The 16,092-nt window shown below is 62.7% G+C and carries 15 protein-coding genes and 1 pseudogene; 9 read left to right on the top strand and 7 right to left on the bottom strand.

Translation table 11 applies throughout. The features are described 5' to 3' along the window. Window positions 1-377: 377 nt before the first annotated feature. Window positions 378-680, top strand: coding sequence for a hypothetical protein (locus LG281_RS13000; RefSeq protein ID WP_404401341.1), 303 nt, complete (start codon window positions 378-380; stop codon window positions 678-680). Window positions 681-769: 89 nt separating this feature from the next. On the opposite strand, the gene LG281_RS13005 is transcribed toward LG281_RS13000, so the two are convergent. The 5 genes from LG281_RS13005 to LG281_RS13025 all read right to left on the bottom strand — a co-directional run bounded on the left by LG281_RS13005 (window position 770) and on the right by LG281_RS13025 (window position 5,937). After that, window positions 770-1,624 (bottom strand): hypothetical protein, encoded by an 855-nt coding sequence (locus tag LG281_RS13005; protein ID WP_404401343.1) that lies wholly within the window; start codon window positions 1,622-1,624, stop codon window positions 770-772. Between the two features lie 122 nt (window positions 1,625-1,746). Then, window positions 1,747-3,807 carry an AAA family ATPase gene (locus tag LG281_RS13010; RefSeq protein WP_404401345.1) on the bottom strand — a complete coding sequence of 687 codons (2,061 nt, stop codon included), beginning with the start codon at window positions 3,805-3,807 and terminating at the stop codon, window positions 1,747-1,749. Continuing rightward, entirely contained in the window at window positions 3,753-4,070 is a 318-nt protein-coding gene (locus LG281_RS13015; RefSeq protein ID WP_404401347.1) for a hypothetical protein, read from the bottom strand. The genes LG281_RS13010 and LG281_RS13015 overlap by 55 nt, the downstream gene beginning before the upstream one ends. A gap of 10 nt (window positions 4,071-4,080) precedes the next feature. Then, on the bottom strand, window positions 4,081-4,941 hold the full coding sequence (locus tag LG281_RS13020) for a hypothetical protein (RefSeq protein ID WP_404401349.1): 861 nt from the start codon (window positions 4,939-4,941) through the stop codon (window positions 4,081-4,083). A gap of 750 nt (window positions 4,942-5,691) precedes the next feature. Beyond that, complete coding sequence (locus LG281_RS13025; RefSeq protein ID WP_404401351.1) at window positions 5,692-5,937, bottom strand: helix-turn-helix domain-containing protein; 246 nt, start codon at window positions 5,935-5,937, stop codon at window positions 5,692-5,694. A gap of 145 nt (window positions 5,938-6,082) precedes the next feature. On the opposite strand from LG281_RS13025, the gene LG281_RS13030 reads away from it, so the two are divergent. The 8 genes and pseudogenes from LG281_RS13030 to LG281_RS13065 all read left to right on the top strand — a co-directional run bounded on the left by LG281_RS13030 (window position 6,083) and on the right by LG281_RS13065 (window position 13,788). Then, entirely contained in the window at window positions 6,083-6,532 is a 450-nt protein-coding gene (locus LG281_RS13030) for a hypothetical protein (protein ID WP_404401353.1), read from the top strand. Window positions 6,533-6,561: 29 nt separating this feature from the next. Next, window positions 6,562-7,392 (top strand): hypothetical protein, encoded by an 831-nt coding sequence (locus LG281_RS13035; RefSeq protein ID WP_404401355.1) that lies wholly within the window; start codon window positions 6,562-6,564, stop codon window positions 7,390-7,392. A gap of 146 nt (window positions 7,393-7,538) precedes the next feature. Next, on the top strand, window positions 7,539-7,991 hold the full coding sequence (locus LG281_RS13040; RefSeq protein ID WP_404401357.1) for a hypothetical protein: 453 nt from the start codon (window positions 7,539-7,541) through the stop codon (window positions 7,989-7,991). A 49-nt stretch (window positions 7,992-8,040) separates the two neighbouring features. Further along, complete coding sequence (locus LG281_RS13045) at window positions 8,041-8,205, top strand: hypothetical protein (protein ID WP_404401359.1); 165 nt, start codon at window positions 8,041-8,043, stop codon at window positions 8,203-8,205. Window positions 8,206-8,455: 250 nt separating this feature from the next. After that, window positions 8,456-8,683, top strand: coding sequence for a transposase family protein (locus LG281_RS13050; protein WP_404401361.1), 228 nt, complete (start codon window positions 8,456-8,458; stop codon window positions 8,681-8,683). Between the two features lie 296 nt (window positions 8,684-8,979). After that, a pseudogene (locus LG281_RS13055) lies at window positions 8,980-9,764 on the top strand (IS630 family transposase); the annotation flags it as partial. Window positions 9,765-9,992: 228 nt separating this feature from the next. After that, complete coding sequence (locus LG281_RS13060) at window positions 9,993-10,346, top strand: hypothetical protein (RefSeq protein ID WP_404401363.1); 354 nt, start codon at window positions 9,993-9,995, stop codon at window positions 10,344-10,346. Between the two features lie 103 nt (window positions 10,347-10,449). Beyond that, window positions 10,450-13,788, top strand: coding sequence for a M60 family metallopeptidase (locus LG281_RS13065; RefSeq protein ID WP_404401365.1), 3,339 nt, complete (start codon window positions 10,450-10,452; stop codon window positions 13,786-13,788). Window positions 13,789-13,975: 187 nt separating this feature from the next. Here the strand turns inward: LG281_RS13065 and LG281_RS13070 are convergent, their stop codons facing one another. After that, complete coding sequence (locus LG281_RS13070) at window positions 13,976-15,028, bottom strand: substrate-binding domain-containing protein (RefSeq protein WP_404401367.1); 1,053 nt, start codon at window positions 15,026-15,028, stop codon at window positions 13,976-13,978. A gap of 28 nt (window positions 15,029-15,056) precedes the next feature. After that, complete coding sequence (locus tag LG281_RS13075; RefSeq protein WP_404401369.1) at window positions 15,057-16,079, bottom strand: ABC transporter permease; 1,023 nt, start codon at window positions 16,077-16,079, stop codon at window positions 15,057-15,059. Between the last annotated feature and the right edge of the window lie 13 nt (window positions 16,080-16,092).

Below are 16,092 nucleotides of genomic sequence, written 5' to 3' on the forward strand. Positions count from 1 at the left end.
TGGAACATTGGACATGGTTTCTGACCGTCGCTGGCAAGAAGCCGGTTCGGTCAATCGTGAAATGGCCAGGGCCCGGTGAATGTGACTATCGGCATCTATAGCGGGAACGCCTGAATGCAGCCAGGGGCGGTAGGTGGCAATGATTGCGAGACGATCGTCAATGACTGCAAGAGAGGTTTCGAGGACGGCGAAGCCATTCGCTGACAGCGCGCCGCGGTGGGCACCTTCGAGCAGGGTATCGAGGCCAATTACAAAATCGACGCTTTTGAGCACGGCTTGGGGGTTTCCGAATATATGCCCGGCGCAATCGGCGACCGCGAAATGCGTCGACTGCTGGCTGCCGTTTTGGCAGAAACCAGGAGGCAGAGAGGGGTGTGATGAGCAAGCCATCAAACCAATATGGAGAGGGCGCGCAGTCCGGAGAAAGGCCTGCGCGATGGAATGTGCGAGAGACGCGCCTCCGGCTCCCGCGGGCGGTTGTTCAGGAGCTTAAGCGCGTTGCCGACGCCAGGGACATGACGATGAATGCCCTGGTTGCGACTTACATTGACGCGGGGTTGAAGGCGGATGGCCGCCGCGGCGTCCACGAGTTGGCGGACTGGTTTGCCGACTATCTCCGTCGCAAGGGCGGTTCCGGTGGCGCGTCCCATTCAGTTGGGTCCGACGAAGACTTTACTTGACCGAGGAGCCTCGGCGTTTGGCGATTTAGGCTTCCGTTGCGACGAGACGAAGCTCCTTGATCAAGATCGTGTCCGGCATTTACGTCAGACTACCCGTCGTTGCCCTGATCCCCCTTCGGCGTTTTGTTGGCGCTGGTGCGTTTGCGGGTGCGCGTTTTGCCGGTCCTGCGCTGCACGGTGTCGATGAGGGTCCGGACATGGCTGGCGAGAGTGTTGGAGAGGCGGGTGTTGCCCGGGCCGTGGGCCTGGGTGGCGTTTCCGCGCCACAGGAGCGCGGTCGCCAGCGAGGCGCCGGTCGCGTCGCGGAGGGAATAGAGCCCGTCATATTCGCCGCGGGTGCGGTATCCGGGGACGTGGTCGTAGTGCCCGTCCGCGAGGCAATTGTGCATGGCGGCGCCCTCGGCGCGGATGGCGGCGACGGTGTCGAGGCGGTGCCAGGTGAGGGGGCCGATGGTGCAGATGACGGTGGTGCCGTCAGAGCCCGCCAGGACGGGATGGCGGCGCTGGACGCGTTCGTGCCAGCGGCGCGCGTGGTCGACGGCCTGGGGCCAGGGGATCCGGTCGAGTTTGCGCAGCAGACGCGGGTCGTCCTCGGGGAGGGCGGCGAGCCAGCGGTGGATGGCGTGCGCGGCCCGCTCGTCGGCGAACCAGACGGCCTCATGGAGAGGCAGATTGCGCCGCCGCGCCATGGCGACGGCGTTGCGGGACGCGGCAATTTGCGGGGCGTAGAGTGCGTCCCAGATCTCCTCGGTGCCGGCGGGCGGCGCGATGTCCTCGGCGATCGCGCGCGCGATCCGGCCGGGGTCGGTGATGCGGATAGAGGTGAAGAGCGCATAGGCGCCGATGGCGCGCTTGGCCCACCAGGCGCGGGTGCGCGGATCGGTGAGCCCGACGCCGTCGGCGGCGATGGCGCGGAACAGAAAAGCGCGGTTGATGTAGATCATCTTTTTTTGGGACTCGGCATGGCTGCGCCGGTGCCGTTCCCCGGAATGGCCGGGGCGCGGCATGGCGGGGGATCGACAGGGGTGGAGCGGACAGGAACCGCAAGCGGTCCCTTCCGCGTGTGTCAGTGGCGGGTCGGAGCGGTCCGGTCCGGCGGGGTGGACACGGTCACGCCGCGGCGTTCGGCTGTGGCGATGATCTCAACGACGACCTGCCGATGGAGCACCTTGCGCTCCGCGAGCTGCGCCGCCAGCGCCGCGATGACATGACGATCCGCGATCACCATGGCCCGGACCGCGTCCATGAGCCGCCCAAGCTGCGCTTCGACCCAGGCGTAGAGGGGAAGCGCACCGTCGTGCGGCAGCATGGCGGCCGCTTGCGGCGTCACGGCAAGCTGATCGTAGAGCCCCCATTGGGTCCGCGCCTTGACGAGGAGTTCGGTCGCCGTAGCCAGGTCGCTGGCCGCGCCGGCGGTCGGGCCGTCGCCGAGCAGGGCGTCGGTGGCGCGGCCGGCAAGCGCGATTTTGACCATGGTCTCGACGGTCTCGACCGCCAGGCCGCCTTCGGGCAGTTCGGTCTGGGTGGTGCCGGCGCTCATGCCCTCGGCGATCACCGAGACCGCGGTCACGGGCGTTCCCAGCCGATGCGCGATGACGGCGTGGCCGGCCTCGTGCAGGGCGACGGTCCTGAGGCTGGGGGTGCCTTGGGCCGGGCCCGGCGCCAGCGCGGCGGCGAGATCGCCGGCCGCGAGGGCGCGTCCGGCCTTGCGGGCCCGGGCCTCTGCCGAGCGCACCGCGGCCTCGATCGCGGCGGGCGATTGGCCGATGGCCAATGCCGCGATGGCGGTGATCGCGTCCCCGGAGAGGCGGGCGCCGAGATAATAGCGCAGCACCGCAATTGCCTCTTCTGTGGTCGCAGGGGGCAGGACGGAGATACGGGTTTCCAGCCGGCCGGGGCGGACGAGGGCGGCGTCGAGCAGAGAAAAATGGTTGCATGCGCCCAGCAGCAGAATGCGTTTGCCCGAACGCCTGACGCGGTCGATCTGCATCAGCACGCCGTCGACCACGGGGATCCACCATTCGCGGGCCCGCTGGGAGAGGGTGGCGCGGTCGGGCAGCGACTGCAGCTCGTCGATGAAGCCGATGGCGCAGTCCTCGGCCAGAAGGCCGTCGAAGAACTGCACGCAGGCCTGGGTGACATCGCCGAGATGGCCCTCGCGGCTGGCAAGCCAGTCGGCCATGGAGGTGCGGACAAGACGCCAGCCTGTGGTTCTGGCGAGCGAGGAGGCGAGCAGGGTTTTCCCGGTCCCCGGCGGGCCTTCGAGGACGGCGAAGCGCAGGGCGGAGGCGGCAATCGTACCGGCATCGCAGCGGGCGATCTCGGCGGCAAGATCGTCGGCCCATGCCCGCACCGGGCCGGTCAGGGGCAGGGTATCGAGGGGCGGGATATCTGCGAGGTCCACTGGAACGGCCTGCCGGTTCTCCTGCAGGCGGCGGATGCGCATTACGCAATCTGGGCCCGACGATTTTTTGCGGATGGCGGCCATGACCTCAGGTAGGCCGAGACCCACGAGATGGGTCTGCGCCAGCCCGCGCGCGCGATCCCCGGTGACCGCGGCGATGGTGTTGCGCACCAGCTTGACGTCCAGTTCCTCAATGGTGACGCGATGATCGACCGCCGCGCGAAACCCGTCCCCCACCAGCGCGTCCGGATCGGCGGAAATGGCGATGGCCGTTTGCCCTTTGGCAAGACCATCGAGCAGGCTGGCGCTCTTGTCCCGGATCTTGCGGGTGGAGCCGCTTTCGGGTGCAAAGCTCTCAATCGCCACATGCCGGAAGTCCTGTTCGAGCGCCTGCTCGAGGATTGCGCACCATGCGGGGGCGGGAACGTGGATGAGCACGGCAATGGCCGGGGTGGCGGGATCGGACAGCTGTGCCATCACATCCTTGCCGAGCGCGGTCTTGACGATGAGCTTGGGCAGCACGGCGGCGGCGTGCGGACGCTCGGCATCGGGATCGGCGGGGGGAACCAGAAGTTCGGACATAGAGAATCTCCTCGCTGCCCCGGTGCAGGGCAGCGCTTGAACTGACGAAAAGGAAAATGAACCGGGTGCCGGGGCACCCGGGGGCTTCAGCGCAGGGGCAGACGGGCCGGCGGGCTCGAGGCGGCCTCGAGGTCGTCGCACACCAGGCGGTCGAGCCAGGCGAGCACCATGGCGCAGGCGGGCTCGCCGGCATCGGCGTGGCGGCGCAACCCATCGCGGACGGGCGCCGGAACGCCCTCGCGGCGGACGCGGCCCATGACCCCGAAGCGGATCGCGAGCGCGATCAGCGGCGCGGGGTCGGCAAGAAGTGCATCCTCGGGATACTGGGCGGGATTGTCGGCCTGCGCGGGGCGGGAAACCCCGGCATGGATGGCAAAAGGCGTCGTGCTGATGTCCATTGTCATCGCCTCCCGCCTATGCCCGCGCCGCGCGCTGCGCGGTCTTGCGCGCGAACCGGATCGCCACCGGCGTCTCCGCAAGGGACGGGGTCTCCGGATACGCGTCCGGCTCCGCCGCGATCGCGTCCGGCCCGCACGGCTTCCGTTCGTCTTGTCCGCCGGGCCTGTGACCGGCCTCGACCAGATCGGCGAAGGCGGCCTGCACGTGTGCGGAAAAGCGGTGCCGCAGATACGCCATGCCCTGCGCGGCGCCCGCGCAGCCGAGCAGGCCGTCGATCTCGCCAAGGCCGATGACGAGATCGCGGGTGTCGGAGCCGTCGCAATCGACGAGCGCGACATTGACCGCCCGGACCAGCACTTGCCGGCGGTCGGCATGCAGCACATCGCGCAGGACCAGGCCGGCAGCGACGAGCTTGTCCTCGACCCGGCCCAGCAGCGCCTTGCCGTAGCTCAGGGTCGTGCGCTTGAGTTCGAGCACATGGGCGGTTCCGGAGTCGTGCACCGCGATAATATCCGGCTTGTAGTGCTCGGGCGCATAGGCGCGCGGGTCGATGCGGATGGCGGAGAGGCGGTCGCGGTTGTTGCTGCGCGCGGCGGCAAGCGCCGCCTCGACCAGCGGCAGGCGGAAGTCCGCCGGCATCAGCGTGAAGGCGCCGTCGGCTTCGAGCACGGCGCGCAGGCCCGCTTCGAGCAGCGCGCCTTCGACCGTGACCGCGGCGCGGGCGAACCCGGCGAGCGCGCCGAAGCGCCCGAAGGTGGGGTCGATCCGGGCGGGATCCACCGTGATCCCGGCAACGGCCTCACGGGCGAGGGTATCGAGCGTGCCGCCGAGACCGGCAAAGCGCTCGGGCAGGGACGGACATGAAGACATAGTCAAAACGTTGGACATGCGGAATGCCTTTCAAAAAAGCGGCATGCCAGGGAAGGGCGCGACGATCCGGAACGGACGTGACCGATCCGGCCCAGTGGCGCCGGAGCGCTACGGCGGGAGAAAGACCGCAAAGCCGCGGGCCGTCACCGCCGGTGGGACCGGACGATACGGCAGAGTCGTCCCGTGTGACCGTTCGCTTTCCCTGGCGAGCCTAAAGGAAAAAGACGGTCAGAAGCGGTGCGATGCCACCGGAACGGCGCGTACGAAACCGCCGCCCGTCACGGCGTGACGGTTGGGGATAGGCAGGGCGCATGTCGTAAAGGGGGATTCCCGCAAGGCGCGGGGCTTGGTAAGGCTGTTCATAGCCGTAGTCCTCTCGCACAGGAGTACGGTCAGGTCCTCGTCGGTGTTCCACCACCTTCGGGGACCGCCCCAAAAACATCTCGGGACGGCTTTGACCGGCCCGCGGGTGATTCCGCGGTGCCGACTGGAGGTAGGGCCGGACCCCGCCGCCGGCAAGGGCGGGGATAGTGCAAACGCTGCAAATGGTTAATGGGGTGCTGTGGCGGTGCCGGCTTGCCAGCCGCCTGACGTGTAGCCCACCGAAAGGGGCTGGGCTGACCGGGCGGAGGAAGCACCGGTTTCCCCATGCGCAGCAGACGAAGCCCCACTTGACATCTTCAGATGCGGAGCCTCCCCATCCGTGGACCCGTGGACCCGTGGACCCGTGGACCCGTGGACCCGTGGACCCGTGGACTACGCTGAGGTTTCCGCCGTTTGATCCTTCAAAAGGCGCCACGCCGGGACGCCGAGGGCCTTGGCCAATCGCGAGATGTTGTCGATCGAGACGTTCCGCACCCCGCGCTCGATATCGCTCACATAGGTCCGGTTGAGCCCGGATTCGAAGGCGAGGGTTTCCTGGCTCATGGAGTTCTGTGCCCGCAACAGCCGGATGTTGCGGGCCAGGATGTCTCTCAATGCGTCGGGATGATTGCGCTTCACGCGGCGCATTGAGCCGCAATGTCGCATTTAAGACGACCGGATTTAAGTTACATTAATCCGACGACTTTAAGTTACCTCGCGCGACGGGGGCGGCGATCGGGCTGACCTCGTCGGGACGCAAACCAAGCGAGGAAAGACAGACCCCATGACCACGGATCTCCAGACCCAAACCGATCCCCTGGCCGCCATCGTGGCCGACCGGAGATCGCTGCTGCGTCTACCGGGCGTTGTTGCGGGCGCCGCCGGCGCGGTGTTGCCGATCTTGAGCGCGACCGCCTTCGGCATGACGGAAAGCTCCACCCTGATGCAGGCCGCCGTGCTGCCGGTCGTGGCGGGGCTGGCGCTTCTGGCGCCCGGTATCGGGCCTTTGCGTCCCTATGCGCGTCTGATCGACGTTCTGGCCGTCGTCACGGGCGTGTTGCTCATGGTCTATGTCGGATATCTCTACGCCGACGCGCACAGCCAGATCGCCAATATGCCGGGGGCGGGCGCTTTGGGGCAGACGATTGCGATCACGCCCGCGTCCGGTATCGCGGCCCTTGCGATCGCGACGGTCCTGATGGCGGCCGCCGCCTTCGCCGGGCGGAAGCGCTGACCATGGCGACGATATCGGGAGGGTTTGCGATGCGGTGTTTGTCCGTAGCCTTTGCCGCCGCCGCCATGCTGTGCGGTGTGTCCGGTCCCGCCACCGCCGGTGATCTGTTCGTCCCGGCGGTGAGCTTTCCCGCGTCCAGGACCAGTGTTCCGGACCGGGCCATCGATGTCCTCGGGTTGGTGCCGGGCCTGTCGGTCGAAGAGGCGCGGGCCGCGCTTGCGGCGATCCATGACCCCGGCGCCATCACCGAACACACCACGGCCTTCACCATCGGTGCCCGCGGTGTCTCGGTGCAGACCGAAGAGTTCCTCGGCACCATGGAAGCCGGCAGGTCAGACGACCGGATCGAAATCTTCTTTGCCGGCCCCGCCGCCGAAAACCAGAGTTTTGCCGTCGAACGCGTGGTCCGCTATCCCCAGGTGCTGACCGCGCCGACCGTCGCGGCCATCGCCGAGGCGCTTATCGCCAAATACGGCACCCCGTCCTACAACTCCCGCGACTTCCGCGAGACGGTCTCTCCGGAGATGGTCTGGAGCTTTGCCGGCGAGGCGCAGATATCGTGCATGGGCTTTGGCGGATATGGCAGCGGCCAAGGTTGCCCCGTCGCCTGGACCCTGCTCGAATACGCGCCGCACCGGCTCGACGCGATCGCCAGGGAGCCGCTCGGCTTCGATCTCGTGATCGTCGCAAAGCTCGAAACCCATCGGGAGGACCGGACCAAGGTCGCCGGCTTCACGGTCACGGTCTCCGATCTCTTGCGACGCAAGCGGGCCGCCGCGGCCGACACCGCGGCGATGGTCGCCGAGCTCGAGCGTGTGCACGCAGAGGCCTCCAACCCGGTGTCGGCGCCCGCGCTGTAGCAGATCGGCGTGTTTTGCGGGTAGGCTCGGCGCCGCGCGCACCATGGCCTGCGATCCGGCGGCATCGATACGGTCGGGCGACCGCGCGGATATGATCGGGGCGGGATGAAAGGACAGATGCGGAGGTGTTGAACGGTGCCGAGGCCATGTCTTCCGCTTTGATGCGGGCGCTGAACCGGGTGCCCGCGTTTATGGCGCCTGCCGAAGAGGACTGGTGGATATTCGGAAGCGCAGCGGCGGCGCTCCATGGCGTGGTGATCGGTCCCGTCCGCGATATCGATATCCTGGTGTCGGAGGCCGATGCCGTGCGGATGATGGAACGGCATGCGCTCGTCAACCTGGCCGACGGCGGCACCATGCGCTTCAGCTCCGACATCATCCTGCGTCCCGGCTTTGGCGATATGCCGGTGGAGGTTCTTTCCGGATTCAGCGTGAAAGGGTCACCCGTGTGCTGGACGCCGGTCCAACCGGCGATCCGTGTGGACATCGGTCTCGACACCGGTTCGGTGTTCGTGCCGTCCCGCGCAGAGCTTGCGCAGATCGCAAGGCTCTGTGGACGGCCAAGAGATCTCCAGAGGGCGGAAGTGCTGGAGAGATAGCACAGCCTTGCTGATCCGCCATAAAGCGACGGGACGCGTTGAGGGGCGCATGCCGTTTCCTGCGGTAGGCGTGCTCGTTGCCGAATCTCAGGCTAAGAGCGATTGCCGCCGAGACGGGCAGTTCCGGTTGATCTGGTGCGGCCTTGGCGCAACGGGGCGGCGGCGTGCCGGTGTGATCGCGGAGTTGCGTGATATCCTCGACGCCAGCCTGTAACGGGCGAAAGGCTCCGCCCTTGGTCGGCGTGCAGTCCCACGCCGTGATTACTGGCTGACCGTCATGCATACTCGCCTTGTGGCGGCGACAGCGTACGTCTTGCAGGGTGATCAGGTGAGTTAATGCGTGACATTTCGTGTGAATGCTAAATCTGGGCGTTCCCAATTGATTCGATTGTAAGGTTGTGATGACGTCAGCGCGTGCGGCAGCAATTCTTTAGATCGTTGTTTTTCTTGATTATTTTACGGATTTGGGCGATCCGCTCCAACAAGCCAAGGTGATCTATCCGCTGGAAGAGATACTGCTTTTGTCCCTGCTTGCGGTGGTGGCCGGGGCCAAGACCTTCACCGGTATCGCCGAGTTCGGCAAAACAAGCTCGATCTGTTGCGGCGCCTGCGACCCTTCAAACACGGAACGCCCGGTCATGACCGGTTGGGCGAGCTGTTCGCCGCAACGACTGGGATCCCAGCCGATGTGATCGCCATCGACGGCAAGACCATGTACTCGAGTTCCGATGAATGAATGCCAGCGATGCTCTACTTGCCGACGTGCCGGTGACGCGATACTGTCACAGCTGACTGTCACAGTGCGCATCGAAGCGACAATAATGATAGATGGGTCAATGGTTTATCGGGAAAACGGGTTCGAATCCCTCCTCCCGGCCCGTGCACGGCGAGGTCCATGCCCCATTTGGGCAGGTCGCTGGCATGCGCCTTGGTCTCCGCCTGAGATGTCCGGGGTTTCCTTTGCGGCATGGGCATGCGAGTCTGGCGCATGCGCACGGGAATATCGTTCATCGTTTCGCTGATCGATCGGTCCCGCCTGACGGCGCTGATCAGGGATCGCAACACCCCGTAAAAGCATGTCTGATGCGCCGAGTTTTGCTTCTGTCCGCCGACGGCATGGGCGCCGTCGAGATCATGCGCCGAACCGGCAAGTCGAAGACCTGCGTGTGGTGCTGGCAGGTGCGCTTCGCTGCGGAGGGCTGTGACAGGTTGCTGCGCGACAAGACGCGGACCTCGCGCATTGCGCCGCTCGGACCCGAAGTCGCCGAGCGCGTGCTGGCGCTCACCCTTGCCGATCTGCCGGGCGAGACGATGCACTGGACGGCCGACGGGATGGCCGCGTCGCCGGCGTCAGCGCGGTGCGGTGCGTCTGGAAGTCGCATGGCCTCGCTCCCCGCCGCTGGCGGCAGTTCAAACTCTCCAGCGATCCGAAATTCGCCGGCAAACTGCGCGACGCCGTCGGCCTATACGTTGATCCACCGGCCCACGCCATCGTGCTGTCGCTCGACGAGAAGAGCCAGATCCAGGCGCTCGACCGCACCCGGCCCGGCCTGCCGATGAAGAAGGGCAGGCTCGGCACCGCGACGCACGGATTACAAGCGCCACGGCACCACTACCCTGTTTGCAGCCCCAAACATCCTCGATGGCACCGCCATCGGCCGAAACATGCTGCGCTATCGCCATCAGGAGTTCATCCGCTTTCTCGATGCCATCAACGCCGAGGTTCCCGCCGGCAAGGCCGTCCACGTCATCCTCAACAAGTATGCCGGCCACCCGTGCCGGGTCGCCCCGTCCAGGTCGGCGCGGGTTCTCAGTCTTTGTACACGCAGGATTGCGAACGCCTATCCGGCTAACGTCATTCTCCCAATGTCTGGAGCCAGAGTGGCAAGCACCGATGCAAGCGACAAGCGGTTCTTTGCCCTCATGCAATAAGCGAAAACCCACTTCCGGAATTTTAAAAGCGGGAGTTGACCTCCTTCCCGATTTTCCCGAGCGGCGCCGGTGCAGCGCCTTTTGGATGAGGCAAGATACGTAGCGGAAGCGATTTTGCTTTTCCGGACGTTTGGCACCAATGTCGGTTCCAGAGCGACCATTGTGGGCACCCGAACCGATCTCGCGCGAATAGGACGGGCCCAGCGTAGTGGGTTAGCTCAAGGTAACATCGGCGCCAAGATCGGGGGCCAGCGTGTCGCGGCGATCGGCGTGCCGGTAGCGGAGAAAACGTCGCCACCCGACGCGAAGGTCATCGTGCCCTCGGGGTACGTCGCCGAACGTATGCCGCCAGCCGATATCGCTGCGGAGCGGAAAAAGGTTCACAGGGAACGCACCAGCGATCGTCATGACATGTTTCAATAAATGGAAGTGAAACTACGTATTCGCAAAATTGCCTTATTCGATCTGGAAAATATGTATTTCTGTGTCGCATAATTAGGGACTTTTTTATTAAAAGGTAAAGCAGATGCGTGTTTACATAACCGATGCCGTTTCGGGTCGAACGGATACTGTGGATACGGCAGGCAATTGGATTGTCGATGTCAGTGCTGCCTCGCGCATTACCATGCATTCACCGGCTGACGATGTGGTGCGCTACGAGCGCGTGGGCGACGACCTCAGGCTTGTTCTCGAGAACGGCGAGGTGATCCTTCTTAAGAATTATTTCCGCGATGACGCCGATGGCTGGCCAGCGCTTGAGTTTGAAGAAGGCAGCATGGCTGGCCATTTCCTCGATCAGGTCGCATTCGAAAATGCCGGGGAGGGCGCTTCAGGGCCGGCTGTTGCAGGCGGCCTCGGACTCTTGGCGTTGGGTGGCGTGGCCATGACGCGGTCGAGCGCTGGAACGATAGCGGGCAGCGCGTCGGGCGCAGGCTCGGTCGGCGGTACTCCCGTGCCACAGCCGGAGACGGTGTCCCCTGAAACGCCAAAACCGGAGACGACGCCCCCGGACGAGCCGATGCCTGAGACCGCGCTGCCTGATGCGCCCAGGAACGCTGCACTCAGTCCGGCCTCGGATTCCGGGGTGAGCAATGCCGATGCCGTAACCAACGTGACCACCCCGAGGATTATCGGTCCGGCCGGCTCCGTGGCGCCCGGCGCAACAGTAACGCTTTATGATGCGGACGGGACGGTACTCGGGGTTGCCGAGGCGGCGCCCGACGGCAGTTGGTCGATTGTTACGTCCGCGTTGGCTGACGGTGTTCATGACCTGACGGTGACGGCAACCATTGATGGGCGGGTATCCATGCCGTCCCCGTCGTTGAGCGTGACCATCGATACGACGGCGCCAGATGCGCCCTCGATGGCTGACGGCGGGCTTGCAGGAAACGCCGAAGCCGGATCGACGGTGCAGATCCTTGCCATAAACCCCGATGGGACAAGCGGCTCTCTCATTGCGACCGCGCTGGCGAATGGTACGGGAAATGCCGAAGGCGAAAGCGCGTGGAGCGCCACCGCGAAAATGCCCCTGCCTTTCGGCACCCAGATACGGATAATTGCGACGGATGCCGCCGGTAATGAATCGGCGCCGACGGACAGTTTCGTGGCCTTTGAAGACAACGCCACGGCGCTCAGCATGACCCTCGAGCCCAATGGCGAAGCGCATATCTATGGAGAAAACTATCGCACATCGCTTTCACCTGCATCGTTCCGCGACGTGCCGACTGGGATTTTTGTCGAGAAAGGCGATGTCTTAAAAATATACCTATCGGAAGGGCAGGACGTTAAGGCTATAATTGGTTCTGTATCCGCATATAAAAATAATGCGAATATAAATACGTCGGTTACCAGTCTTGGTCCGGGTTTAAATGAAATTCTCGTTCAGGATGATGGGCTTTTATACTTAAGTAACGACTCGATGGACAAGGAGGCGCATGTAACCATTTCGGTGCCAAATAATACCGAGCGCGCCATCGCATTCACTCTTGGTACGGACACCTACGCCGACTGGGTCGAGATGCTCGCGGCACATCCGGATGCGCGCGCCGTCGAACTCAGGAGCGAGCACGCGCTGATGACCGTGACGTACGAGCAGGCAAAGCTCCACATCGACAATCCGGTCAAGACACTTCAGACGATCGACCGAATCATTGAACTGGAAAATTCGCTTGCCGGGATTTCCGATACGGGAAGCGGTATCACCGACGGTTCCGGGGTTGTCCATCAATTTGTCGAATCCCAGCATGGTGACTGGATGTATGCTACGAATGGCTATACCGGCTATGTCACGAACGCGATTAAAGCGCTTTTGAACGATCAAAAGCTGGCGCATGAAGGGTGGGGGCCGTGGCATGAACTGGGACATCAGCATCAGCAGTCCGCATGGATGACGAGCAACGCCGTCGAGGTTACCGTCAATATTTACAGCACGTATGTTGAGTATATGATGGGGAATAAAGCAAGGCTGGGGAAAACGGCGACAGATGTTTACGGAAATTCTGATGATACAAATAAAACATGGGATGATATAGGGGTTTTTGATAAAGTAGAACTTTATAATCAGCTTCACTGGGCGTTTGGAACGGATTTTTACCGCCTGCTGCATCACGAATACCGTTTACTCTCGGCCGACCAAGCTCCATCTACGGATTCAGAGAAGAAATCTCTCTTTATTTTGACTGCGAGCAAGATATCGGGATACGATCTTATCCCGTTTTTCGAAGCTTGGCGCTTCATGGAAATAGACGATGGTTTGCGCCAAGACATCAGCGCCCTCGGCCTGAAAACGGTCCCGTTCGATCTTTCGGAGTTTCGATACGTCGACGGCGATCAGGTTTTCAAGGCAATGGGAAACCTTGCGGGTCTTGAGGGAACCTATGCGCCCCCGCAGGCCACTGCGCATCACGGCTTCATTGTCCGTCAGGATGAACCCGTCGATGTGCGGAAACTGGTCTCCTTCGACGAAAACGTCATAAAATCCGCAACGCTCCTCGACAATAGCGCCGATGGTGAACCCGGTGAAACCACGATCAAGGTCCTAATAGAAGATTTGCACGGCAACAAGAATATCATTCCGGTATACGGTGTTGTCGTTCCGTCCGACTATGAATCGGCGGCCCCGGAAAGCATCGTCGCCAGGGCGCAAGACTATATGAGTGGCACGGAGCGTGACATCGATACGCTTTCACTTCACATGAAATTGCTTGGCGCCATTCTCGACGACGATCACGATTTCGCCGGGATGGCGGCGTTCCGTGCGATTCAAGACGGCTATATCAGCATTATCGACAACATCGACGACGGGCTCGACGCGCTCGGAACCGGCGATATGGCGGCGAGCGACGGGCGGGTTTCCTTATCGATCGACCGCGATTTATTCGATGAAGCCGTTGATTCTGGGTCGTTTCTGGTCAAAACTTACATTAATAATAAATATCAAGGGGAAGTTCTGGTTCGGCAGGGCGGGGATGATGTCATCCAATACTATGATGGCCGGATTGATCAAGGCTCAGATTCTGCCATTTTCTATGTAGAGCGCAATACATCGCCTGCAGACAATGTGAAATTCGTGGTTGTCAGGACAATAGATGGAGACAACCGAACATTTGAAATTTCCGGTTCGGTCGCGGAGTTCGGGTCGGATACCGCACTTTCCCTTCATGCGGACACATATACGACCGATGATGTCGCCAGCAGCTACGGCGCGATAGAGGGCTTGTTTAGCAATGCGTCACAGGAACCGCCAAAGGGTGGTGACGAGCCCCCTTTGGATGCTTTCGCCCTCGAATATGCTTATGCGCTTCCAGAGAGCATGAAATGGGGGCTCGATATGGGTGTGGACGCGATGCGCGCGGCGATCGATTAAAGTCTGTTCCGGCTGTTTTTGGGTCAGGCGTTTGGGATTGAAGAGGCACGCCGGGTGCGTTGTCGCACGTCATGGATTGCTTCTTCACAGGCGATCGCATGAAAGAGCGCCATGCTTTCGGTATGGCGCTCTTTCATGTCGTTTGACTGTCAATCGGTGATCGGCAATCGTCTGAATCGGGAGGAAATTACATCGCTCCCCAGATCTTGGCGTATGCTTCGCGGTAACCGCTGTCAGGATCGAAATTGTTGCTCTCGCCCATGGCTTCCAGGCCCTCGCGTGTCACAACGGCGGGCGCTGTAATGTAGCCCGAACAGGCTTCCCCCGAGATTGCACGGTTTAGTTCATCGACCAACTGCCAGCCTTGAAGGTTTAGAGGCTCGGCGACCGTAATCGATTGGTACTGGCCGGTGCGGATGCGCTGGAAAGCCGATTCCGAACCATCTCCGGCAGCGACTGCTTTCGGCGATCCGTCGCCGGGCACACCGGCCGCGGCAAGCGCGGGCCCCATGAAGTCGAAATAGATGTCATTGATCGCCAAGCTGTGGGTCCACGCATCGCCGTATTTCTGGAGCAGTGTTGTGGTCAGCGGCCCCATACGGTTAGACGTATCCGCGATCGGGGTGTCGACATATTCGAGAACCGTGCCGCCCATGGCCTCGATGGTTTCCTTGATGCGGTCGGCCTTGTCGATTGCGATCTGGTAGGTGGAATCGGTGAAGATCACCACGCCGGGCGTCCCATTTGCATCGGCGACAGCCCACTTGGCCGCCTCTTCGGACACAGCCATTGGATCTGTCGAGACGTTGGCGAAAATACCGCCGGGCGCATCGCAGCCGATCTTGGGACCCGAATGCCACGATACCATCGGGATTTCGGCACTCACCACGGCCTCGAGAGCCGCCTGCTGCTCGACCGCGTCGAAACCATTGATGACGATGCCATCGGGGTTGAGTGCCACGGCTTGGCCGAGAGCGGCTGTGCGCCCTTGAATTGAACCGGCGCCGTCAAGAACGCGAACGGTCCATCCAATCGTGTCCGCAGCTTCCTCGACGCCATTGGTGACACCGAGAATGCCGCCGTTTTTGAGATCGCCGGCGACAACGACAATGGTTTTGCCTTCCGCCGCCGCTGGCCCGGTCGTCGGACCATCCCAAGCTGTTTGCGCCCCGGCCGGTAGTCCCAATCCCGCGAGCATGGTTCCCGCAAGCAAGGTTTTCATAAACGTACGCTTCAGCATGGTTTCCTCCCTAAGTGCTGATGTTTTCTTATCTTTTCGCTGAGCCTTTGCGACGCTGCGCATAGCCTGCAATGCCGATGGCGATGAGCAGCGTTACGCCATTGAACATCGGCTCGACCCAGAACGAGCCGCCGAATTGCTGGATTCCGGATATGCCGACAGCAAGGATCGTCACGCCGACGATCGTGCCCCATACATTGACGCGGCCCGGCTTGATCGTGGTTGAACCAAGGAAGGCGCCAACCAGTGCCGGCAGGAGAAATTCGAGGCCTACGCTTGCCTGGCCGATCCGCAGCTTGGAGGCGAGCAGAACGCCGGCCAGCGCCGTCAGCAGACCTGAGGAGACGAAGGCGCCGACAACGAACTTGCGGGTCGGAATACCATTCAGGGCTGCTGCCGTCTGGTTGGCGCCGATGGCGTAGAGGTAGCGCCCAATCGGCGTGTATTCGAGGATGAGCCAAAGCGCGATGGTAATGCCGAGCAGATAGAACCCGGTAATCGGCAATCCGAAAAGGAACGTGCCGTTGAGCGCGTAGAAGCCGTCCGGCAGAACGCCCACCACCTGGCGTCCGCCCGTATGCCAGAGCGCCAGCGCATAGAGCACCGTTCCGGTGCCCAGGGTCGCGATAAAGGCGTCGATCTTGGCGATTTCGACCAGGATTCCATTGAGAAACCCAACGAACCCGCCGAGGACAAGGACGATGAGCACCGCCACGGGCCACGGCAGCCCGTACCAGACCTGCAACGATATCGCGAGGATATGCCAAAGCACGATCCCGTATCCCACCGTGAGATCGATCCGGCCGGCGACCATGGGGATCATCGCAGCCAGCGACAGAAGCGCGATAATGGACTTGTCCGAAATGACGGCGCGCAAATTCAGGGCCGTGGGAAAGGTTGTCGGCAGCAGGACCGAAAACAGGGCGATCAATGCGAACATCAGGATCAGAAGTCCGTAAACCGGCGCCAGACGGATCAGTCGTGCGCCCAATCCCAGATTGGCGAGTTCGTCCTTGGTGGGTTCAAGCGCGTTGGAATCGACCGAATTCATGAGATGTATCCTC

This window comes from Pelagibacterium halotolerans (genome assembly GCF_044811015.1).
Taxonomy (GTDB): Bacteria; Pseudomonadota; Alphaproteobacteria; order Rhizobiales; family Devosiaceae; genus Pelagibacterium; species Pelagibacterium halotolerans_A.